At 72.1% G+C, this 21,857-nt stretch carries 17 protein-coding genes, 1 tRNA gene and 1 pseudogene; 8 read left to right on the top strand and 11 right to left on the bottom strand.

Features of this window, described 5'->3' with window-relative positions:
* Positions 1-126: 126 nt before the first annotated feature.
* From ACFPZI_RS04015 to ACFPZI_RS04005, 3 genes are all read left to right on the top strand, one after another.
* Positions 127-1,488 (top strand): bifunctional o-acetylhomoserine/o-acetylserine sulfhydrylase, encoded by a 1,362-nt coding sequence (locus tag ACFPZI_RS04015; protein WP_381358279.1) that lies wholly within the window; start codon positions 127-129, stop codon positions 1,486-1,488.
* Positions 1,485-2,636, top strand: a complete 1,152-nt coding sequence (gene metX, locus ACFPZI_RS04010) for a homoserine O-acetyltransferase MetX (RefSeq protein ID WP_381358396.1) — start codon at positions 1,485-1,487, stop codon at positions 2,634-2,636. Before ACFPZI_RS04015 ends, metX begins: the two co-directional genes overlap by 4 nt.
* Positions 2,637-2,731: 95 nt before the next feature.
* Positions 2,732-3,529, top strand: a complete 798-nt coding sequence (locus tag ACFPZI_RS04005) for an N-formylglutamate amidohydrolase (RefSeq protein WP_381358277.1) — start codon at positions 2,732-2,734, stop codon at positions 3,527-3,529.
* Positions 3,530-3,591: 62 nt separating this feature from the next.
* On the opposite strand, the gene ACFPZI_RS04000 is transcribed toward ACFPZI_RS04005, so the two are convergent.
* The 3 genes from ACFPZI_RS04000 to ACFPZI_RS03990 form a co-directional block, all read right to left on the bottom strand.
* A complete protein-coding gene (locus ACFPZI_RS04000; RefSeq protein ID WP_381358274.1) occupies positions 3,592-4,059 on the bottom strand; it encodes a hypothetical protein in 468 nt (155 codons plus the stop codon).
* Between the two features lie 265 nt (positions 4,060-4,324).
* The gene (locus tag ACFPZI_RS03995; RefSeq protein ID WP_381358271.1) at positions 4,325-4,963 is read right to left on the bottom strand and encodes an RNA polymerase sigma factor; all 639 of its coding nucleotides are present in this window, start codon (positions 4,961-4,963) and stop codon (positions 4,325-4,327) included.
* Positions 4,964-4,991: 28 nt separating this feature from the next.
* Complete coding sequence (locus ACFPZI_RS03990) at positions 4,992-6,422, bottom strand: S8/S53 family peptidase (protein WP_381358269.1); 1,431 nt, start codon at positions 6,420-6,422, stop codon at positions 4,992-4,994.
* Positions 6,423-6,651: 229 nt separating this feature from the next.
* On the opposite strand from ACFPZI_RS03990, the gene ACFPZI_RS03985 reads away from it, so the two are divergent.
* Positions 6,652-9,243, top strand: coding sequence for a CHAT domain-containing protein (locus tag ACFPZI_RS03985; protein WP_381358393.1), 2,592 nt, complete (start codon positions 6,652-6,654; stop codon positions 9,241-9,243).
* 36 nt (positions 9,244-9,279) lie between these two features.
* On the opposite strand, the gene ACFPZI_RS03980 is transcribed toward ACFPZI_RS03985, so the two are convergent.
* A complete protein-coding gene (locus tag ACFPZI_RS03980) occupies positions 9,280-11,172 on the bottom strand; it encodes a helix-turn-helix transcriptional regulator (protein WP_381358266.1) in 1,893 nt (630 codons plus the stop codon).
* 171 nt (positions 11,173-11,343) lie between these two features.
* Between ACFPZI_RS03980 and absR1 the strand changes: the two genes are divergently transcribed.
* Together absR1 and ACFPZI_RS03970 are read left to right on the top strand one after the other, a co-directional pair.
* A complete protein-coding gene (absR1, locus tag ACFPZI_RS03975; RefSeq protein WP_381358264.1) occupies positions 11,344-12,429 on the top strand; it encodes a beta-glucuronidase AbsR1 in 1,086 nt (361 codons plus the stop codon).
* Between the two features lie 395 nt (positions 12,430-12,824).
* A complete protein-coding gene (locus tag ACFPZI_RS03970) occupies positions 12,825-13,031 on the top strand; it encodes a superinfection immunity protein (RefSeq protein WP_381358262.1) in 207 nt (68 codons plus the stop codon).
* 203 nt (positions 13,032-13,234) lie between these two features.
* Here ACFPZI_RS03970 and ACFPZI_RS03965 read toward each other — a convergent pair whose 3' ends face one another.
* The 5 genes and pseudogenes from ACFPZI_RS03965 to ACFPZI_RS03945 all read right to left on the bottom strand — a co-directional run bounded on the left by ACFPZI_RS03965 (position 13,235) and on the right by ACFPZI_RS03945 (position 17,142).
* Positions 13,235-13,657, bottom strand: coding sequence for an ATP-binding protein (locus tag ACFPZI_RS03965; protein ID WP_381358259.1), 423 nt, complete (start codon positions 13,655-13,657; stop codon positions 13,235-13,237).
* A 125-nt stretch (positions 13,658-13,782) separates the two neighbouring features.
* Positions 13,783-14,997, bottom strand: a complete 1,215-nt coding sequence (locus tag ACFPZI_RS03960; RefSeq protein WP_381358390.1) for a helix-turn-helix domain-containing protein — start codon at positions 14,995-14,997, stop codon at positions 13,783-13,785.
* A 193-nt stretch (positions 14,998-15,190) separates the two neighbouring features.
* Positions 15,191-15,264, bottom strand: a tRNA-Pro gene (locus tag ACFPZI_RS03955).
* 185 nt (positions 15,265-15,449) lie between these two features.
* Positions 15,450-16,495, bottom strand: a pseudogene (locus ACFPZI_RS03950) (VOC family protein).
* On the bottom strand, positions 16,492-17,142 hold the full coding sequence (locus ACFPZI_RS03945) for a GntR family transcriptional regulator (RefSeq protein ID WP_381358257.1): 651 nt from the start codon (positions 17,140-17,142) through the stop codon (positions 16,492-16,494). Before ACFPZI_RS03945 ends, ACFPZI_RS03950 begins: the two are co-directional and overlap by 4 nt.
* Before the next feature lie 207 nt (positions 17,143-17,349).
* On the opposite strand from ACFPZI_RS03945, the gene ACFPZI_RS03940 reads away from it, so the two are divergent.
* On the top strand, positions 17,350-18,513 hold the full coding sequence (locus tag ACFPZI_RS03940) for a Gfo/Idh/MocA family protein (RefSeq protein WP_381358255.1): 1,164 nt from the start codon (positions 17,350-17,352) through the stop codon (positions 18,511-18,513).
* Between the two features lie 4 nt (positions 18,514-18,517).
* Here ACFPZI_RS03940 and ACFPZI_RS03935 read toward each other — a convergent pair whose 3' ends face one another.
* Positions 18,518-19,129, bottom strand: a complete 612-nt coding sequence (locus tag ACFPZI_RS03935) for a TMEM175 family protein (RefSeq protein WP_381358253.1) — start codon at positions 19,127-19,129, stop codon at positions 18,518-18,520.
* Between the two features lie 331 nt (positions 19,130-19,460).
* A complete protein-coding gene (locus ACFPZI_RS03930; protein WP_381358250.1) occupies positions 19,461-20,495 on the bottom strand; it encodes a LacI family DNA-binding transcriptional regulator in 1,035 nt (344 codons plus the stop codon).
* Between the two features lie 128 nt (positions 20,496-20,623).
* Here ACFPZI_RS03930 and ACFPZI_RS03925 point away from each other — a divergent pair, with 128 nt between their 5' ends.
* The gene (locus ACFPZI_RS03925; RefSeq protein WP_381358247.1) at positions 20,624-21,811 is read left to right on the top strand and encodes a phytanoyl-CoA dioxygenase family protein; all 1,188 of its coding nucleotides are present in this window, start codon (positions 20,624-20,626) and stop codon (positions 21,809-21,811) included.
* The last annotated feature ends 46 nt before the right edge of the window (positions 21,812-21,857 follow it).

Here is a 21,857-nt window from a genome sequence, read left to right as displayed (position 1 = left end):
CACGTGGTCTTTCCCGACGCCCTGATCCCCAGGGACATCCGGCACGCCCCCGCACCCCACAGGTACATCCGCGGATCCGCACGCCCACCCGTCGTCCGCGCCCGCACTGCGCACGAGGAGCACACCGTGAGTCAGCCCACCGAACCCGCCCTCGCCGGTCACACTCCCGAGGAGACGTCCACCGGTCCCGACATGTCGGCCTGGTCGTTCGAGACGAAGCAGATCCACGCCGGCGCCGAGCCCGATCCCACGACCGGGTCCCGGGCCACGCCGATCTACCAGACGTCCTCGTTCGTGTTCCGGGACACCCAGCACGCGGCCGACCTCTTCTCGCTGGCGGAGCCGGGGAACATCTACACCCGCATCCACAACCCCACCCAGGACGTCTTCGAGCAGCGCGTCGCCGCCCTGGAGGGTGGTGTGGCGGCGGTGGCGCTGTCCTCGGGGCAGGCCGCGCAGACGCTGGCCCTCCTGACACTCGCCGGGACCGGCGACCACATCGTCTCGGCCTCCTCGCTGTACGGCGGAACGTACAACCTCTTCCGGCACACCCTGCCGAAGTTCGGCATCGAGGTGTCCTTCGTCGACGATCCCGACGACGCCGATGCCTGGCGGGCGGCCGTCCGGCCGAACACCAAGGCGTTCTTCGCCGAGACGCTGGGCAATCCGCGGGGCAACGTGCTCGACGTACGGGCGGTCGCGGACGCGGCGCACGGGGCGGGCGTGCCGCTGGTCGTGGACAACACGATCCCCACGCCCTATCTGCTGCGCCCGTTCGAGCACGGCGCGGACATCGTGGTGCACTCGGCGACGAAGTTCCTCGGCGGGCACGGCACCACGCTCGGCGGCGTGGTCGTGGACGGCGGCACCTTCGACTTCGGCGCGCACGCCGAGCGGTTCCCGGACTTCACCGAGCCCGACCCCAGCTACCACGGCCTGCGCTACTGGCCGGCGCTCGGACCCGGTGCGTTCGCGGTCAAGCTGCGCGTCCAGTTGCTGCGCGACCTCGGACCGGCCATCGCCCCGCACTCCGCCTTCCTGCTGCTGCAGGGCGTGGAGACGCTGAGCCTGCGCATGGAGCGGCAGTCCGCCAACGCGCAGGCGCTGGCGGAGTGGCTGGAGCAGCGCGACGAGGTGGCGGTGGTGCACTACCCGGGCCTGCCGTCCAGCCGCTGGCACGAGGCAGCGCGGACGTACCTCCCCCGCGGTGCCGGCGCGGTGTTCTCCTTCGAACTGAAGGGCGGTGTCGAAGCGGGCAAGCGGTTCGTGGACGGTGTGGAGCTGTTCAGCCACCTCGCCAACATCGGTGATGTGCGCAGCCTGATCATCCACCCGGCGTCCACCACCCACAGCCAGCTGGACGAGGAGCAGCTCGAGGCGACCGGCACCGCGCCGGGTCTGGTGCGGCTCTCGGTCGGCATCGAGAGCCTCGCCGACCTCACGGCCGACCTGGAGTCCGGTTTCCGCGCGGCCAAGGGTGCCCCCTGAGCGCCTTCGCAGCCTCCGGAACATCGGTTCCCCTCCCGTCGGCCACCGGGGCCTGGCAGGAGGGGGACCCGCCCGGACGGCGTCAACGGCACGCCCTCGGTACGCCGCTGCCGCTGGAGGCGGGCGGTGAACTCCCCGGTGTGGAATTGGCGTTCGAGACCTGGGGGCGGCTTGCGCCGGACGGGTCCAATGCCGTCCTGGTGCTGCACGCGCTCACCGGTGACAGCCATGCGGCCGGACCGGCCGGCCCCGGTCATCCCACGGCGGGCTGGTGGGACGGGCTGATCGGGCCCGGTCTGGCCCTCGACACCGACCGCTGGTTCGTCGTCGCCCCGAACGTGCTGGGCGGCTGCCAGGGCAGCACGGGACCGGCTTCACCACGCCCCGGCGGGCGGCGCCGGTGGGGCGGTGCCTTCCCCTACCTGACCCAGCGGGACCAGGTCGCCGCCGAGGCCCGGCTGGCGGACGCGCTCGGCGTCGGGACGTGGGCGCTGGTCGTCGGCGGTTCGATGGGCGGGATGCGTGCCGTGGAGTGGGCGGTGACGCATCCGGAACGCACGGGGGCGCTGCTGCTGCTCGCCACCGCGGCGGCCGCGAGTGGCGAGCAGATCGCCTGGTCCACCCTCCAGCTGCACGCCATTCGCAGCGATCCGCACTGGTGCGGCGGCGACTACCACGACACCGGCCGGGGCCCGCACGCCGGACTGGGGATCGCCCGCCGCATCGCCCACGTCACCTACCGGAGCGAGCCGGAACTGTCGGCCCGGTTCGGCCGGGAGCCGCAGGGTACGGAGGATCCGTGGCGCGGCGGCCGGTACCAGGTCGAGTCGTACCTCGACCACCACGCGGTCAAGCTTGTCCGGAGGTTCGACGCGGGCAGCTACGTGGCGTTGACGGAGGCGATGAACGGCCACGACGTGGGACGCGGCAGGGGTGGCGTCCCTGCGGCCCTGCGCCGGGTGACCGCGCCCGCGCTGGTGGCCGGGGTCGACTCGGACCGTCTCTATCCGCTGTCCCAGCAGGCCGAGCTGGCCGCGCACCTTCCCGGTGCCGACCGGCTCAGAGTGGTGGAGTCGCCCTACGGACACGACGGTTTCCTCCTCGAGACGGAACAGGTCGGCGCGCTGATCCGCGAGTTGCTGGGGTAGCCGGCACGGCGGCTCCCGGTCTCGACGTGTTGTCAGTGGTGTGTGGCACCTTGATCATGCCGTGCACCACTGACGAACCCTCCTGGAGCAGCCCGATGGCCGACACCCCGCAGTCCTACGATCTCCTCCCCGGAGCCGGGGACTCCCCCGTGATCCTCCATGTACCGCACTCCTCGCGGGAGATACCGGCCGAGGTGCGGTCCGGGATCGTGCTGGGCGACGCGGAGCTGGAGCGGGAGCTGGACCACATCACCGACGCGCACACCGCCGCGATCGCCGAGGCCGCCGCCGAGGCCGCCGGGATCACTCCGTGGCGGTTCGTGAACGGGCTGTCCCGGCTGGTGATCGACCCCGAGCGGTTCCCGGACGAGCGGGAGGAGATGCTGGCGTCCGGGATGGGCGCGGTCTACACCCGCACCACGCACAAGGAGGCGCTGCGGCCCGACGGGTTCGACCACGGGCCGCTGATCGAGCGGTACTTCCGTCCGTACGCACAGGCCATGACCCAGGCGGTGGCGGACCGTCTGGCGGCCACCGGGCGAGCCGTGATCATCGACGTCCACTCCTACCCCACCGCGCCCCTGCCCTACGAACTCCACGGCGCGGGCCCGCGCCCGCCGGTCTGCCTGGGCACCGACGCCTTCCACACACCGGCCGGTCTGCTCGACGCGGCCCGCGAGGCGTTCGCCCCCTGCGGGGAGACGGGACTCGACAGCCCGTTCGCCGGGACGTACGTGCCGCTGGAGTTCTACGAGAAGCGGGCCGAGGTGACGGCACTGATGGTGGAGATCCGCAGGGACACGTACATGGCCGAGCCTGGCGGTCCCGCGGGGCCGGGCCTGGTGGATGTGGCCTCCGCTCTCCGGGACCTGGTGGACGCGGTCTCGCGCTGACCGGATGCCGTTCCCGTCGCCCGGGCGTAGCGCGTCGCGCTGCGCCCGGCCCTGGATACGGGTCAGGTGCGCAGCCACTCCGTCTCGACCACGTCCCCGGCGGTCCGCAGGCGCAGGGCGAACGGGCCGGAGAGCGGGATGGCGCCGGTGAAACGGCCCATGTCGTCGGCGGTGAGGACGGAGCCCGGCTGCGGTCCGCCCAGCACCTCGATTTGGGCCTGCTGGGGCGGCATCAGCTGCCCCATGAGGCCGTGCGCGGTCACCTCGACGTCCACGGTCACCTCGCCCGCGTTGAAGGTGAGCATCCGCGGCGGGTCCTCGGCCCCTCTGACCGGGATGGCGTCGACCAGCGAGTCGAAGCTCAGCTCGGCCACCTTGGCGTCCAGGTCGTGCAGCGCGTAGGCGTCCACGGCGATCTGCAGCAGCGCCGGCGGCAGCGGGTCCAGGACGGCGGCGGCCTGCCGGAGTTCCTCCTCCAGCAGGTCGGCGTCGGCGTCCGAGCCGCGCGGACCGTCTACGGTCTCACTCATGCCGTTCACCTGATCTCCTTCAAGGATGCCCCAGCCTTCAGGCCGGAGCGGGGGCACCACGTGATCGGGTGAAGTGCCTGCCGCGCGTTGCGAGAACCAAGCGCGCACACCGTGCCGATCGAGGACCAGGACGGCACACCCGAGCTTTGCTCAACAAACCGGGCAGGTTCCGTCCCGGCTGGTGTCGAGGGAGTAGGACCTCGTAGGTCGCTGACCTGTGGGGCTTCCTGAGCCAGGAATCCCCCTGCTTCAACTGGGGGCGGGTTCAAATCGCCCCCCGTGCCTCGAGCCGGGCCCTCAGTCGGCGCAGACAGCGCTGGCGCAGGGGCCCGATGCTGCCCACCGCGATACCGAGCGCGGCGGACACCTCCTGATAGCTGGGTGGCGGCGAGGCGATCAGCACGCGCAGCAACTGCCTGCACCGGTCGCCGAGTTCCTCGAACTCCTGCCACATCCGCCGTACCCGCTCGCTCTGGGCGGCGGCTTCCTCCGCCTCCAGCAGCGACTGCTCCGGTGTGCCGTCCTCGCTGATCCGGTCCAGCAGCTGCGGGTCGTCCGTCAGGGTCAGCCGGCGCGCGTTCCTGAGCACCTTCAGGCACTCGTGCCGCGCCGTACTGGCCAGCCAGGCGCCCGTCTTCTCCGGTTCGCGGATCCGCCCCAGATTCTGGGCGAAGCGGAACCACACCGTCTGGTAGACCTCGTGCGCGTCGGCGTCGGAGAGCCGGTGGGCGCGCACCACGGACCACACCAGAGGGCCCAGCCCTTCCACGATCGACTTCCAGGCCGCCGCGTCACCGCCGACGGCGGACTGGACCAACGCGCCGACATCACTACGGTCCACTGCCCCACCCCTCGTGTACGGCACGTCATCGTACGCCGTGGAGGGGGCGGTTCCGCACCTCATGTCCGGGTGGAGGGGGCGGTTCCGCACCTCATGTCCGGGTGGAGGGGAGCGCGACCGGCGTGGGACTCCAGGTGGCCGGGATGAGTGCCGGTACGTTCGCTCCGCGCACCTCGGCGACCTCCCTGTTCCCGTCCATCAGCTGCGTCAGGGCCTTGCGCGGGTCGTTCTCGGCCCGAGCGGTCATGTGGGCGGCGATCATGCCGACGGCGACGGGAGTGGCGAACGAGGTGCCGCTCCACTGGGCGAGGCCCTCGAACATCACCTGGTCCGGCTTGCCGGAGCCGCCCTCGTCGCTCAGGACGCCGGTGTGCCGGGGGTGCCGGCAGGTGCAGGCGTAGCCGAAGCCGTAGCGGCAGGCGTCGTAGGTGGAGTGCTGGTAGACGTACGGCACGGGGGTCTCGAAGCCGGTGAGCGCGCTGGTGAGGCGCTCGCCGGGAGCGTAGGCCTTCACCCAGGCGCCGTGGTTGCTGAAGCAGGCGCCGAACTCGGCGTCGCCGCGCAGGGCCCCGATCGACAGGACGGCGTTCTCGAAGCCGGGGAGGCCGGCGTAGGCGGCGGGCCAGAACGGGGTGGCGCTGGAGTTGTTGCCGGCGGCGGCGACCAGCAGGGTGCGCTGCTGCCGGAGTTCCCGCATGAAGGCGTCGACGCCGAGCAGTCCGTCGGTGCGGCCGTTGGAGGTGCCGGCGGAGAGGCTGATGACATCGGGCCAGCCGCCTTGGTCCACGGCCTCGAACAGCTTCTCGCCGAACTCGGACTCCAGGATGGCACCGGCGTCGTTCAGGGTGCCGCGGACGGTGATGTCGGTGTTGGGGGCGACGGCCGCGACGAGCCCCGCGATGAACGTGCCGTGGCCGCAGTACTGCCTCAGGATGCCGTCGTCCCCGCACTCCTCGACCTGGGCGTCGCCCTGGGTGTGGGCGAGGAGCGGGTAGGACCGGTAGTCGTTCATGAGGCCGGTGTCGATGACGAGGACTCCGACGGCACTGTCCGGGTTGTGGGCTCCGTCGGCGACGGCCGGGTTGGGCTGCGCGCCGGCCTCCACGGGCACGGGCTCGTCGCCGGGGCAGGCGTTGACCGCGATCGACACCACGTGGTTGCGGCTGACCAGCCGTCGGCCGGTGCGGCCCTCCGGCTCCCGCAGGGCGCGCAGGGCGCCCGCGACGGCGAGGTCGCCGCTGCCGTCGCCCTGCCCGGGGTCGGCGACCTGGATGCGCGTGATGCCCGAACGGTTGGTCTCCGGGCCCGTCCGGCGCACATGATCGGCGGTCAGGCCCGCGAACGTGGTGAAGTGCCGGCGCACGGTGTCCTCGACGAGGCGCGCCTCCTCGCCGTCGCGGGCGAGCACGACGCCCTTCTCGTAGAGGAACTCTCCCGCGTCGTCCGGGCCGATCGCCAGGGGGACGTCGGGCATGGAGCGCTGGATCTGGTCGTACTGCTCACGGAATCGCTGTGGTGCCATGGCGTGTCCTCCACCGGGGCGATGGCGGCCGAGGCCGCGGAAGCTGTCGTAGAGCGGAGCTGGTGCGGGCGGAGCTGGTGCCGGGCCGTGCAGTCGGTGAACGGTACGTCGTGAATCAGAGTCGTGGGGCGGCCCTTTGATACAACATCGCACCTGTGAGGCACGGTTGCGGAGCACTACCATCCATGGAGTGACAGCGGGAAGCGAATCGGTGCTGGAGCTGCTGCCGATGGTCTTCGCCGACCCCGGCGAAGCCCTGGCGAGGGCGGAAAAAGTGCTGGGCGACCGTCCCACGCCGCTGCACGCGTCCGTCGCCCACCAGGTGATCGGCATCTGGCAGCGGGACTTCGGCGACATGCGGCTGGCCCTGACGCATCTGCGCCGTGCCCGGGACTGGGCGGCGCGCGCGGACTCGGCCGAGCGGGAGGCGGACGTCCTGGGCACCCTCGGGGTGGCGCTGGTGCACGCGGGGCGCACCCGGCAGGGCCTGGACGCCCTGGGGCGTGGCGTCGAGCGCGGTACCGGGCACACCCGCGCGCGTGTGCTGTTCCGGCTTGCCTACTCGTGGTGGGTGCTGGGGCATCACAAGGAGGCGCTGGAGGACGTACGGCGGGCCATCACCGTGCTGCGGCAGGTGGACGACGTGATCTGGACGGCGCGCGCCCTGACCCTGCGCGCGACGGTGCATCTGGCGCTGGGTGCGGTGAAGCAGGCGAACGCCGACTTCACCGCGGCGGAGTCGCTGTGGGACACCACGGGCCAGGAACACGACAAGGCGGACGCCGTGGAGAGCCGGGGTCTCGCCGCGTTCCGCTCCGGTGACATTCCGGCGGCGCTCAGACTGTTCGACGAGGCGGAGGAACGCTACGCCAAGCTCGGCACGCCGACGTTCATGCTCGACATCCGGCGCTGCGAGGTGCTGATGGCGGCGGGACTGGCGTCCGAGGCGCTGACGGCGGCGGACGCGGCGGTCAAGACGCTCGACGGGATCGGCGGCCAGTCCACTCGCAAGGCGGAGCTGCTGCTGACCGCCGCGCGGGCTGCCCGGCTGGCGGACGATCCGCAGACGGCGATCGTCCGCGCGGCGCTCGCCGTACGGCTGTTCACGGGGCAGCGGCGCGCCTGGTGGGAGACGCACGCGCGGCTGGTACTGATCGAGGCGCGGCACGCGGCCGGGCGCGGTTCGGGGCGGCTGGTCGCGGAGGCGGCGACGGTGGCCGACCGGCTGGCCGCGCTGGGCGCGCCGGCCGCGCCGGAGGCGTCCCTGCTCGCGGGCCGGATCGCGCTGGACCTCGGCTGGACGGCGGACGCCGAGCGGCATCTCGCGGTCGCCGCCCGCAGCAGACGCAGCGGGCCTCCGCTCGCGCGGCTGACGGGCTGGGCCGCGCAGGCGTTGCGGGCGCAGGCGGCCGGGTCCGCGCGAGGTGTCCTGGAGGCCTGCCGGCGAGGGCTCGACGTGCTCGACGACCACCGGATGACGCTGGGCGCGTCGGAGCTGCGGGCCCGTGCCACCGCGCAGGGCGCGGAGCTGGCCGCTCTGGCTCAGCGGGCGAGCCTGGTCTCGGGCGGGCCGCGGCGGCTGCTGGTGTGGAGTGAACGCTGGCGGGCCACCGCGCTGTCCACGCCGCCCACCCGGCCGCCCGCCGACCCGGCTCTGCTCCGCGGCATGACCGCCTACCGGGAGATCGCCGCCCGCGCGGAGGAGGCCCGGATGGACGGCAGGGCCGTGCCGGCGCTGGAGCGGGAACAGCGGCGCCTGGAGCGGGAGATCCGTTCCCGCACCCTGCACGTGCGCGGTACGGCGGCCGAGGGCCGGGGCCGGTTCGACGTCGGGGGCCGGTTCGACGTCGGCAGGCTGCTGCGGCGGCTGAGTGACAGCGGTGACGTCCAGCTGGTGGAACTCGCCGTGCTCGACGGGCGGGTGCAGGTGCTGCTGTGCGGGCAGGGACGGGTACGGCGGTTCGAGGCGGGTCCACTGGCCGCGGCGGAGACCGAGGCCGAGCATGTGCAGGCCGGGCTGCGGCGCCTCGCCCATCCGGGGGCGGATGCGCGGCTGCCGGTGGTGGAGGCCGCGGGCCGGCGTCTGGAGGAGTTGCTGCTGGGTCCGGCGGCGGCGCATCTGGGCACCGGCCCGCTGGTGGTCGTACCACCGGGGCGGCTGCACCGGGTGCCGTGGGCGCTGCTGCCGTCGCTGCGGGACCGGGTGTTCAGTGTGTCGCCGTCGGCGAGCGGCTGGCTGCGCGCGCGGGAGACCGCGCCGCCGCCCGGGGGCCGGCAGGTGCTGGTGCGCGGCCCCGGGCTCGCGACGGGTGGCGCGGAGGTGCCGGAGCTCGCCGGCCGGTACGGCGGGGCGAGGGTCCTGGAGGAGGACGACGCGAGGGTGGAGCGGGTACTGGAGGAACTGGACGGGGCCGAGCTGGCGCACATCGCCGCGCACGGCGAGTTCCGCGCGGACGGACCGCTGTTCTCTTCGCTGCGGATGACCGACGGGCCGCTGATCGTGCACGACTTCGAGCGGCTCGACCGCAGCCCCTACCGGATCATCCTGTCCTGCTGCGACACCGCGCGGTTCGCCAGTGTGGGAGCCGACGAACTCCTGGGCCTGGTCACGGCGTTGCTGCCGCTCGGCACGGCGGGCGTGGTGGCGTGCAGCGCGCCCGTGAACGACGCGGCGGTGGTGCCGCTGATGCTCGCGCTGCACAAGGGGCTCGACGCGGGGCTGTCCCTGGCCCAGGCCCTGCGCGACGCGCGGGCCTCGCTGCCGGGCGACACGGTGCACCGGGCCACCGGGTGGGCGTTCTCGGCGTTCGGCGCGGCCTGAGCCAAGCGGTCGGCCCCCGGCCCGGAGTACGACGGGTCAGGCGGGCTGGGCCTCCCGGAGTTCGATCAGCCGGGGGTCAGTCAGCCAGGGTTCCGTCAGCCGGGGCAGGGCGGCGCGGTTGCTCGCACCGAGGCGGGTGTAGGCGCTGTACAAGTGGTTGCCGACGGTGCGGACCGACAGCGTGAGGTGCTCGGCGATCTGCCGGTTGCTGAGGCCCCTGGCGGCGAGGGTGACGATCTGCCGTTGCCGTGCGGTGAGTTCGCCCAGGACCAGACCCGCGAGTGCCGGGGTGCGGGCACCCTGGCAGCGGCGGGCGAGGGCGACGGCACGCGTCCGTGCGGTGCGGGCGGCGCCCGGGTCGCGGTGGGCAGCGGCGGCCTGGGCGTGCGCCTCGGCCGCGAACAGCAGGAAGCCGCGCCGCTCCAGTTCCCCGGCCACGCGGTCCAGGGCGGGACCGTCGGCGCGCGCGAGGGCGTCGGCGTGGGCGGCGAAGACACCGGTGAGCCGCCCGGCGGCCCGCTCGGGGGTGCCCAGGCGGACGGCGTCATAGGGGTCGTGAGGGGCGTGGGGTGTGTGCCGACCGCTCGTGCGGGCGGCCGACTGGGCTTCGGTGAGGGCGAGTTCGACTCCGGCTCCGGCTCCGACTCCGACTCCGACTCCGGCTTCAGCTCCGACTCCGACTCCGACTCCGACTCCGGTTGAGCCGGGGAATGCGGAGGCCGTCGTGCCCAGTCCCTCGCGGGCCCATGCGGCGGCCTCCCGTACTTCGCCCCGCAGCCGCGCGTACCGGGCCCGCAGTGCCGCGTACCCGGCGGGCACCGGGACACCCTCCGCCACCAGCCAGTCCCCCACGGGCGCCGGGACGGTCCGGACGTCTGCCTGGCCGATCAGCGCGGTGAGGGCAGCGGCCTCGGCTTCCAGGGCGGATCCGTACTCCTCGGGTGCGCGGGCCAGCCGTCGCGCCCGCAGCCTGCCGGCCGCGGCCCGTAGGACGGGGCCGTGCAGGGGGTGGGCGAGACGGACGGCGCCCTGGTCGTCGACGTGGACCAGGCAGTCGTCCTCCAGGCGTTCGAGGGCTGCGAGGTCGAGGGGGTCAGGGCCCGCCGGGCCGACGACCGGGTCCATCGGGCCCTCCGGTCCCGTCGGGTCGTCCAGGTTCACCGGCAGGGGTTCGGCGAAGGCCAGACGGTCCAGCGTCTCGCGTTCGCCGGGGCCTGTACGGGTGAGCAGGTGGGCGGTGTGCTCGCGGACGGCCGGTGTGAGCGGCACCGGGCCCCGCCAGGCCCACTCGTCCGTGCCCGGTACACGGGTGAGGTCCTCGTGTCCCCTTAGTGCCCCCAGGAGTTCGCGCAGCAGCCGCAGGTCGCCGCCGGCGAGGCGGTGCAGCCGGTTGACGGTGAGGGGCTCCGGGATCCGGCCCGCGCCCACCGTGACCAGCCGTGCGGTCTCCTCGCGGGGCAGCGGCCCCAGGGGCAGGCGGGACAGCAGCTCGCCGGTCCACAGCCGGGACACCGCGGCGGGTACGGGAGCTCCGTCGGTGACGACGATCAGGAGCCGGGTGTCCGACCGCACGGCGAGTTGATGGACCAGGGCGGCGGAGGAGTCGTCGAGCAGGTGGGCGTCGTCGACCAGCAGGGTCCTTACTCCGGACAGGAGTTGGACCGCGCGGTGCAAGGTGACCGATTCGGGCAGCAGAGAGGCGAAGGCGGCGAACGGCATCCGGTGGGCCTGCGGGATTCCGGCGACCCGGGCGCAGTCGGTGCCGCGGACGGCCTCGGTGACGAGCCGGGTCTTGCCCCGGCCCGGCGGTCCGGTCACCACGAGGCCACGCCGGGCTCCGGCCAACGACCGGCGGACCAAATGCAGTTCGTCCTCCCTGCCGGTGAAGGGCCAGAGCGGCAAGGGCTCCAACGCCACCGAGTCCCTCATGGACGGCGTCTCCTCCCTCTCGTGGGGCCGGAACGGCGTGTACGGCGTGATCGTGTTCCCCGGCAAAGTCGTCACATCAACAGGAGCGGGGATACTCACGCCTGATACAGGGCGAGTTGAGTAGGCCCCGACTCAGGCGCCGGGGGCCGTCCGTGGGGCACTCTCTCCCCCATGCCCCCTCGCTACTGCTCGCTGACGCGGCAGCCGGCCCCCGCCTTCACGCCGGGGCTCGCCGCCGAGCGGCTCGGCGCGCTGACCGCCGGGCGGCGGATGTGGGTCAACGGCACCGTGCTGCACTACTGCTTCTTCCGCGGCGACACCGACGGGTCGGTCATTCCCGTGCCGGGGACCAAACGGACCCGGTGGGTGTCGTGGGGCGGCACCAAGACGCAGCAGGACGTGGTGCGCGAGTGCTTCGCCGAGTGGCAGGGTCTCGGGATCGGGCTCGCCTTCACCGAGGTCCGCGACCGCTCGGAGGCGGAACTGCGCATCGGCTTCCAGTCCGGCGGCGGCTCCTGGTCGGCCGTGGGCAAGGAGGCGCTCCTGACGGGTCTGCACGACCGCACCATGAACTTCGGCTGGGACCTGACCGAGCCCGCGGAGCGCGCGACGGCCCTGCACCAGATCGGCCACGCCCTGGGCATGCTGCACGAGCACCAGAGCCCCTGCGCGGGTCTCCACTGGGACGACGAGGCCGTGTACGCCGAGCTGGCGGGCCCGCCCAACCACTGGAGACGGGAACGGACGCACCACAACATCCTGCGCAAGCTGGACGCGAACGAGGTCAACGGGCCCGTCTGGGACGCCGATTCGATCATGGGGTACGCCTTCGCGCCGGGTCTGATACTGGAACCGGAGCAGTTCCGCGGGGGCGTCCATCCGCCCGGCACGCTGTCCGCGGCGGACAAGGAGTTCGCCCTCGGCTGGTATCCGCCGGCCGAACGGCCCGGCCCGCCCGCGCTGGTGCCGTTCCGTTCGGTGCCACTCGCTCTGGGCCCCGGGGAACAGGTCGACTTCCACATCGACCCGGTGGAGACCCGCGACTACACGGTGGGCACCTTCGGCGACGGCGACCTGGTCGTCGTGCTGTTCGAGGAGCGGGCCGGGGAGCCCCGCTACCTCGCCGGGCACGACGACGGAGGAACCCCGCGCAACGCGGCCCTCGCGGTCCGGCTCGTCAAGGGCCGCCGCTACTACGTCCGGATCCGCCTCTACTCCGCGCGGGGTTCGGGCGAGACCGCGGTCATGTGCTGGTAGCGGCACCGGTCCGCTGAACACGGACGCCACGACCACTGTCCGGCGCCGGGGGAGCGGTCGGGAGTCGGTCACCTTCGGGGGAGGGTGACCGGCTTCCGGCCCACGCCACGTCCGGGACCGCGGCGACCGGTTACCCCGGGGCCGGCGATCAGGCGGTACGGGCCTGTGCGCGAAGGGTCTTCAGCGTTCAGCGGGTCCCCGTACGGACGGCAGGTCTCAAGCCCCGGAAACCCAAGGGCCTTTTCGCGTCGACGCACGATCACCGTGAGCCGATTTTCTTTCGGCGGGCGGCAGTTGACGCGCCGGAACCGTCGCCGGTCTCCGTCGACACCCGTGTGCCTCGCCCCGTTAAAGTGCGCAGTGACACGATGGAGATCATGGGAGTGTGCTGAAACATGGACAATCTGCTGATAGTGCTGGTCGGGGTGGCCCTCGGGGTCATCTATTTGCTGCCCTCGTACCTGGCATTCGCGCGTGGTGCGAAAGACCGGTGGTTGATCCTCCTCATCAACGTCGCCTTCGGGGCATCGCTCATCGGCTGGGGTGTGGCCCTCTACATGGCCACCCGTACGCCGAAGCGGGCCAAGTCGCTTGCCCAGTAGGGCGACGGGTTCTGTGCCCGGGGGTGCGCCGCACTCCCACCCGCTGACGCCGGTCAAGAGCGCCGGCCCCCAAGTATGGTCAGGGCTGGTTCGGATGTCTCCGAACCAGCCCTGACCTGCGACTCTCACAAGTCGGGACAACATGATTTGAACCTGCGGCCCCCCTGCTCCCCCCAGTGAATGAGATACCGTCCAATCGCCGCTCACGCATCCTCACCGCCCCGCAGCTCTGCCCACACCCGTTTGCCCCACGGCAGCAGTTCGGTGCCCCAGCGAACGGCCAGCTCATTCACGAGTGCGAGGCCACGCCCGCCCTCGCCCTCGTCGTCCGGCTCCTTGACCGCAGGGGGCACCCTCGAGAAGTCCACGACACCGATGCGCACCCGGGCCGCCCCGGGCCGATCGACGGTAAGCCGGATGGATTCCCTCCGAGCATGCCGGACGGCGTTGGACACCAGCTCGGAGACGATCAGAGCGCCGTCGTCGGCCAGGTCGTCCAAACCCCAGACGGCGAGCGCGACGCGCACCAAGCGGCGCGCGGTGGCGGCGCTCTCCGGCTCGCACGGCAGGGTCTCGCTGTACCCGGGGCAGCCGGTGGGACGCGCCCGCGTTGCAGGTTGCGGCATGTCGGTCTGCTCTCTCAGATCGGCCGAGCCCGGGGGCCGTTCGCGCGGTCGCCGGGGCGCTGTCCTCTTATGTAAGCGACATGCCAGGAACGCTGACAGGGACGCAACGTCCCACTTTCAGCACGCTATTCGCTGACTCCCAGGAACTCTGCCAACGGTCGAAGCCCCGGCGGATGGTTGGGCAGCGCCCACAGGTCACGCACGATGGCCACGGCCAACGTGTGGTGCTGCATCCACGTCGGCGCCACCCGGCGCAGGGACTCCAGGGTCTTCACCGCCCCGGCCGCGTCCCCGATGTCCGTGTGGGCTCGGGCCACGTCCAGCAGCAGCCACGTCCGCCAGGACGGCGGGGTGTCCTTGCTCAGCCGCATTCCCTTGGCCAATGCCAAGGCGTCCCGCGGGTGACCGTACTGAACAGCGAGGCGGACACGTTCAATGCGGACCGACGAGGGGCTGAAGACACTGACCATACGATGGTCGCCACCGTCGGGCAGCTTCGAGACTCGGGCGGCTTCCTTCTCCGCCGCCTCCATCATCGTCGCCGCACGCTCGTAGTCGCCGCTCCTCGCGGCCGACGTGGCGGCGCTCATGGTCAGCGCTCCCCACACCTTCAGGCCGTCGGCTGTCTCGTCACGGCCTGCGTTCACCATGTCGTCGGCGGTGCGGAGGGCAATGCTCAACGCATCCTCCAGGCGACCCTGCCGCTGATAGGTCCACGCCGTGGAGTTGACGATCATCGGCAGAAGCAGCGGATCGGAGGACTGTCCCGCAGCGTCCATGGCGCGCTCCAGGCTCGTCAGAGCAAGGTCGGTCTTGCCCATCCGCACGGCAACGTGTCCGGCGAGCTGAAGCACCTTGCCCAGGGCTGCGAAACCGGCCCCGCGGTCGTCGTCGTTGCCCGAAGCCGTGGCGGTGCGCGCATCAGAGAGCAAGTCCGGCAGCGCCTTCATCACCGTGTCGAACTCTGCGGCGTGGTACTGCGTCCAGCCGTCCGCGATCTGCTCGCGGAGACGGTCCAGCGAGAAGTCAGGCCCTGGCGGCTCCGTCTCCGGCCCCCAGAGCACGGGCATGATGGCACGGCGTACGGCCACGAAGCGTGGTCCGTCGTTCTCTCCTGTGGAGGAGACCGCAGGCGGGTCGCCCAGGAGCGTGGTCAGTTCCACGCCGAGACCGTTGGCCAGTGCGTGCAGTGTGGGCAGGCGCGCCGAGTGCTTCCGACGCTGTTCGAGCTGGCGGATCACATCGACGGACACGCCGGAGCGTTCGGCCAACTCTTCTTGCGTCAAGGAGGCCAGACGGCGCAAGCGGCGCAGGGTCCGTCCCAGGTCTTCGTTTGCCACGCTGCCACGGTACGCCGCCACGACTGGTGAAGATCTCTGATGGCACCGCCCGCAGTGGCCGAACTGCTCGGCTGACCTTGATCAACAGCGCTTGTGAGAAATCGTGAGACGACGACCCCCGAAAACGATCGAGGGCCCTGCCTCACCGAAGTGAAATAAGGCCCTGACCTGGGCTCGAAGCCCTCTTGCACCGTCGGGACGACAGGATTTGAACCTGCGACCCCTTGACCCCCAGTCAAGTGCGCTACCAAGCTGCGCCACGTCCCGATGCATTCCGCGCGGCGTACCGCGTGATCACGCAGGTCAACAGTACCGCATACGGAAGGCGGCCCGGCACCGGAGGGCGCGGGGGTCCACGACCGCGGCTCGGGCCGTGTGACTCCCAGCCCGGCCGCGTCGGGCTCCCGGGCAGCCCTCGGGAGCCCTTCCTGTTTTTCGGGTCTCCGCAGGAGTCACCCCGTGGCATCGCCTCGCGGCACACCGTCGGCCTGGGCGTCGGTGTCGACCGGTGGGGTGCCGTGCGTGTGGAAGGACGCGGTGGTCCGCAGTCCCCATGCCTGGCCCTTGGTCCGCTCGGCCTCCGTCCAGGTGATCAGCGGCCGGTCGGGCACGAGCAGCAGGCGGGTGAGCGGGTTGCACAACTCGACGCGGTTGCCGCCCGGTTCGTAGATGTAGAGGAAGAACGTCTGCCGGGTCGCGTGCCTGTGGGGCCCCGTCTCGATGAACACCCCGGTGACGACGGCGAGATCGGCGGCGCGCAGGATGTCCTCGCGGGTGTCGGTGGCGAAGGCGACGTGGTGCAGCCGCCCGTTCGAACCCGTCCAGTCCTCGGTGTGGACGACGTCGTACGACTTGTGCGTGTACGTCAGCCGGCGGGCCGCGATCCGGCCGTTGTCGAGCCGGACCTGTTCGGTGGGGCGTGCCCCGAGGACCCGCTGCCGGAACTCCGCGTTGGCGAGGACGTCGGCGGCGAGGAAGTTGACGTGGTCGAGCCGCCGGACACCCACGCCCCGGCCGGGTTTGGCCTGCGGCTGGTTCTTCAGCGCGGGTTTCGGTTCGTCGGGGGCGCGGTAGTGCTCGCCCTCCCCGTACAGGGCGTGTTCGTGGCCGTCCGGGTCGGTCGTGACGTACAGCTTGCCGAGGCCCGGTTCGTCCTCGGTCAAGCGGCCGGATCCGCCCGCCTCCTCGATCGCCCGGGCCCGGCGGTGCAGGGCCTCTGTTCGCTGGAGGTCCGCAGGGCGAGCCGGCCGAGGCCGGGCCGCTCGCAGGCGGTGAGCACCAGGCTGCGCTGTTCGTAGTCATCGAAGGTGTGCAGCCGGACCGTGTCGCCGTCCTGGCCGTTGGCCGTGAGGCCCGGGTAGTCGGTGAAGAAGGCGACGCCGGCGTCCAGGTCCGGGGTGAAGAGCTGCACGTGTCCGAGGTGGGCGAGGTCGCCGAGCGGCGGGGCCGTCGGGGACCTCCAAGAGCTTGGACGGGGACTCGGGGACGGTCCGGTCAGCCGCGCAGGGCCTCGATCACGCTGGTGAGGTGGGCGCGGACGGCCGCCTCGGCCGCCTCGGGGTCCCTGGCCCTGATCGCTTCGATCATGGCCAGATGCTCGACCAGGGAGTGCTGCGAGCGTCCTGGCCTGAGCGCCAGCCGGAATCGGTGGCGGACCAGTTGGCCGTTGAGGCGGTCCAGCAGGGCCACGGCCGTCCGCTGACCGGAGAACTCCTGGATGCGGGTGTGGAGTTCCTGGTTGAGCTGGGAGTAGGTGAGGGGGTCGCCGTCGGCCACGGCCTTGGTCATCGCCGTGCCCAGTTCGGTGAGCCGGTCCAGTTGCGCGTCGTCGGCCGTGGCGGCGGTCTTGGCGGCGCACAGCCCTTCGAGCACCATCCGGCATTCGGTGATGGCGACCGCTTCCTCCACGGTCACCACCCGCACCCGTGAGCCGCGGTTGCGGATCCGCTCGACCAGGCCCTGGGCCTCCAGGTCGATGAGCGCGGCCCGGATGCTGGCCCGGGTCACCCCGAACTGCTCGGCGAGCTCGTTCTCCACCAGCCGCTGGGCCGGCGCCATGTCGCCGCGCAGGATCGCTTGTCGCAGCTGCGCGAAGGCATGCCGCTTGGCCTGCTCTCCGGTGCTCGGGCGGCCTTGGTCGGGCATCGTCGCTCTCCCCTGAGTGGGTGCCTGGTGACCCTAGGCTCATCCAGACATAATGGTCAACAATTTCGTTCGCTCCATTGCGGACAAGTACTGCCCACCCGGTCCGCTCCTTGACACCCTCACCCGTGCACACTCAAGGTTTGTCTGGACAAGGATGGACAGAACAGGGAACGATCCGGGTACGGAACGGTCCGAGGAAGGGCTCTCATGGTGGATACGCTCGGTGTCGCCGTCATCGGATTCGGCTGGATGGGGCGGGTGCACACCCAGGCGTACGCGCGGGTGCCGCACCACTATCCGCAGCTCGCCCTGCGCCCGGAACTGATCACGGTCGCCGAGGAGGTGCCGGGCCGGGCCGAGGAGGCTGCCGCGCAGTTCGGGTTCGCCCGCACCACCCGCGACTGGCGCGACGTGGCCGCCGACCCGCGCATCCAGGCGGTCAGCATCACGGCCCCGAACTTCCTGCACCGTGAGATCGGCGTCGCGATGGCCGAGGCCGGCAAGCACATCTGGATCGAGAAGCCGGTCGGTCTCACCGCCGACGACGCCCGCGCGGTGGCGGACGCCGTCGAGAAGGCAGGCGTCCGCAGCGCGGTCGGCTTCAACTACCGCAACGCACCCGCCGTCGAGGCGGCCCGCGCGCTGATCGCCGCCGGCGACATCGGGACCGTCACCCATGTCCGCATCCGTCTGTTCAGCGACTACGCCGCCCATCCCGAGTCCGCTCTGACCTGGCGCTACGAGCGGGAGCGCGGCGGCAGCGGAGTGCTCGGCGACCTGGCCTCGCACGGCGCCGACCTGGCCCGCTTCCTGCTCGGCGACATCGCCTCGCTGACCGCCGACACGGCGATCTTCCTGCCCGAGCGGGCCCGCCCGGCCGGCGCCACGGCCGGCCACTCCCGCGCCGCCGGCGGCGAACTCGGCCCGGTGGAGAACGAGGACTACGTCAACTGCCTGCTGCGCTTCGCCTCCGGCGCGCGCGGGGTGCTGGAGGCCTGCCGGGTCTCGGTCGGCGAGCAGAACAACTACGGCTTCGAGGTGCACGGCACCAAGGGCGCCGTGTTCTGGGACTTCCGGCGGATGAACGAACTCGGCGTCAGCCGCGGCACCGCCTACCAGGACCAGCCGGTGAGCACGGTTCATGTCGGTCCGGGCGACGGCGAGTTCGGCGCGTTCCAGCCGGGCGCGGCGAACGCCATGGGCTACGACGACCTGAAGGTCATCGAGGCCCACCGCTTCCTGCGCTCCGTCGCCGAGGACACCGCGTACGGCGCCACGCTCACCGACGCCGTGCGCAGCGCGGCCGTACTGGACGCGATGGTGCGCTCGGCCGAGAGCGGGTCCTGGGTGACGGTGGACGCCTCCTCGTGACGTTTCAGCAGGCCGCGCTCTCCCGGCGGCCCAGCCAGACCTTCAGCGGCACCAGCACCAGCCACCACCACATGGCGGCGGGCCCGACGACCAGGGCCAGCGGGATGGTCGCGAGGAACACCGCCACCGTCGAGCCCAGGTCGGCGATGGAGAGCTTCTCGTCCCGCGCCGGGGCCGCGTCGCCGCGCAGCCAGGGGCGTCTGGCGAGGAGGACGGCCAGCGTGAGATGGACCCCGCCGAGTGCGGCGACCGCCGCCGAGTAGATGACCGCCGAGACGCGCTCGTCGCCGTACTCCGAGATCAGCGCGGTCGGGAACGGCAGCAGTGCCGCGATGCCCAGGCCGAGCACGGTCAGCGAGATCACCTGTCCGTCCACCTGCCGGACGGTGCGGAAGATCGCGCGGTGCTCGCGCCAGAAGCCGGCCAGCACCACCAGGCTGACCGCGTAGGCGCCCAGGTTGGGCAGCAGCTCGCGCAGGGCGTCGTGGTACTCCTCGGGGCTCAGTCCCTGCGGCACGGAGAGGTCCAGAACGAGCAGGGTGATGGCGATGGCGAACACGCCGTCGGCGAGGGTCACCAGCCGCTCGGGCCCGCCTTCCGGGGTCGGTTTCCTCATGCGCACGACGGTAAGGGCCTGTCGGAGAACGACATGTGGGCGAGCGGCGCGCTGGCCTGCGGGTTCAAGTCTCAAAACCCACAGGTTAATTTCCGGCAGGCCCTAAGGGCTGTCCGGTAATCCGTGGTGGACCAGCGCGCGGCGTCGGATGCGGTGCATCGCAAGGCGGAGGGGCGTCCGCATACTGAATGTATGTGGACGTTCCGACAACGCGGCGAGGTGCCGTAGCCGGCGTCGCGCGCCCGCCAGGGATTACCGGACAGCCCTTAGGCAGCCCCGGCCCGCCGGACCGGGATACACGCCCGGGCCGCGGCTCCTTCACCGCGAGCCGTCACCCGGCCACCGTGCCGGGCGGCATGTTGTAGGGGGTGACCACCTGGATCGCGGAGGGGAGGGTGGGGCCGGCCGGCGGCAGGGCGCCGTGCGCGCGCATCACGATGTGGCAGGCCTCGCGCAGGTCATGGCGCAGGTCATGGTGGAGCACCGCGGACAGCCGGTGCTCGCGCAGCAGCCGGGCATTGTCGTGGTCGAGGTCGTGGGCCACGAACACGGCGCACTCCCGCCCGGCGTCCTCGAAGGCACGCAGGGTCGCGATGTTGCCGCCGCCGATCGAGTAGACGGCACGGATGTCCGGGTCATGGTCCAGGGCGGCCCGGACGAGGTCGTACTGGGTCGTGTCCAGGCCCTGGCCCTCGGCGATCTCGACGAGGGTGCGCCGGGGGTGGCGGGCGCGCATGGTGCTGCGGAAACCCATCTCGCGCTCCTCCTCGTTGCGGAAGGATCCGCTGCTGAGGCTGGTGAGCACATTGCCGGGCCGCTTCCCCAGCCACTGGCCCACGAGGTACGCGGCGGTCGCGCCGGCCGCCCGGTTGTCGCTGCCGACGCAGCCGACGCGGGCGCTGGTGGGCAGGTCGGTCACCAGGGTCACCACCGGGATGCCCGCGGCGGCGAGCCGTCCGACGGCCTCGGTGATCCCCGGGACGTCCGGCGCCTTGAGGATCACCCCCTGCGAACCGCGCCGGGCGATCCGGTCGAGGACGCCGGTCAGTCCGTCGGCGGGGCCGGTCTCGCGGAAGTGGAAGCGGGAGCGGACCACCGCCGGGTGCAGCGTGGGCAGTTCGGCCTCCAGGGCGGCCCGCACGGCGGTGGAGAACCGCTCGGGCGACTGCATCACGATGTCCACCATGAACGTACGGCCGACCAGCCGGACCTGGGTGCGCTGCCGGTCCAGGTCGGCGATCGCCCGGCGCACCTCCTGCGCGGTGCTGTCCCGTACTCCGCCCCGGCCGTTGAGCACCCGGTCGACGGTGGCCTCGCTCAACCCTGCCTGACGTGCGATTTCCCTGATCGGGAAGGGATGGCCCATACGACCGGCTCCTGAGAATCCTGAGGGGTTTTTGATGGCTGGCTGCTGGTTGCCCGAAGGCTTTGTACTGACAAGAATGACAGAGCCGAGTCCCCCGCTGACCCGAAACGTGACCCGAAAGGACGACCATGTCCTTCTCCACCGCTTCCACCCCGGTCCAGCCGTCCGCCGAGCAGCGGTCCTGGCTGTCCGAGCAGGACTGTGACCTGGACGCCTTCCGTGCCCTGGTCGAGCGGACCACGGACCGTGCCGCCCACCCGCTCGCGGCCGCCGTGGAACGGAACGTGCTGCTCTACGACGCCGACCGGCTCGCCCTCGCGGACCGCCGCGAGGCTCAGGCCGAGCTGGTGCGCGCCCTCACCGACGGCCCCGGCATCGTGGTCGTCCGGGGCGCCTTCCCCGACCCGGCGGTCGTGGACCGGGCCACCGCCGTGTTCGACGCCCTGATCGCCCAGCAGCGTGCCACGGGTGCCACCGCCGGCGACCACTTCGCCAAGCCCGGCGCCAACGACCGGGTGTGGAACGCCCTGGAGAAGGCCGCCCTCCACGACCCGCAGGCCTTCGCCGACTACTACGCCAACGACGTGATCGCCCTGGTGTCCGCGGCCTGGCTCGGCCCCGGCTACCAGGTCACCTCCCAGGTGAACGTGGTCAACCCGGGCGGCGCCGCCCAGACCGTGCACCGCGACTACCACCTCGGCTTCCTCTCCAACGAGGTCGCCGCCGCCTACCCGGCGCACGTGCACCGCCTCTCCCCCGTGCTCACCCTGCAGGGCGCGGTCGCGCACTGCGACATGCCCGTCGAGTCCGGTCCCACGCTGTACCTGCCGCACTCGCAGAAGTACGGGCCCGGCTACCTCGCCTGGCGGCTCCCCGAATTCCAGGAGTACTTCGAGGAACACCACGTGCAACTGCCGCTCACCAAGGGCGACGCGGTCTTCTTCAATCCGGCCCTGTTCCATGCCGCCGGCGCCAACCACTCGGCGGGCATCCGGCGCATGGCCAACCTGCTCCAGGTGTCCTCCGCGTTCGGGCGTGCCATGGAGACGGTGGACCGCGAGACCGTGACGGCGGCCGTCTACCCGGTACTGCTCAAGGCGCGGGCCGAGGGCGCCGGCGAGCAGTGGCAGGAGAACGTGATCGCGGCGAGCGCCGAGGGCTATCCCTTCCCCACCAACCTCGACGACGACCCGCCGGTCGACGGCATGGCCCCGCCCTCGCAGGCGGACCTCGTCCGGCGGGCGCTGCGCGAGGGCTGGACCGTGCGGACCCTGCGGGAGGCACTGCGGGCCGGCACCAGGCGGCGCGAGAGCTGACCCCACGCCGCCACCCACCCCCTCATCCACCCCACCACCCCGCGCG

The sequence above is a fragment of the Streptomyces chlorus genome (assembly GCF_042655885.1).
GTDB classification, from domain to species: Bacteria; Actinomycetota; Actinomycetes; order Streptomycetales; family Streptomycetaceae; genus Streptomyces; species Streptomyces chlorus.
This window is presented reverse-complemented; position numbering and strand designations above follow the sequence as displayed.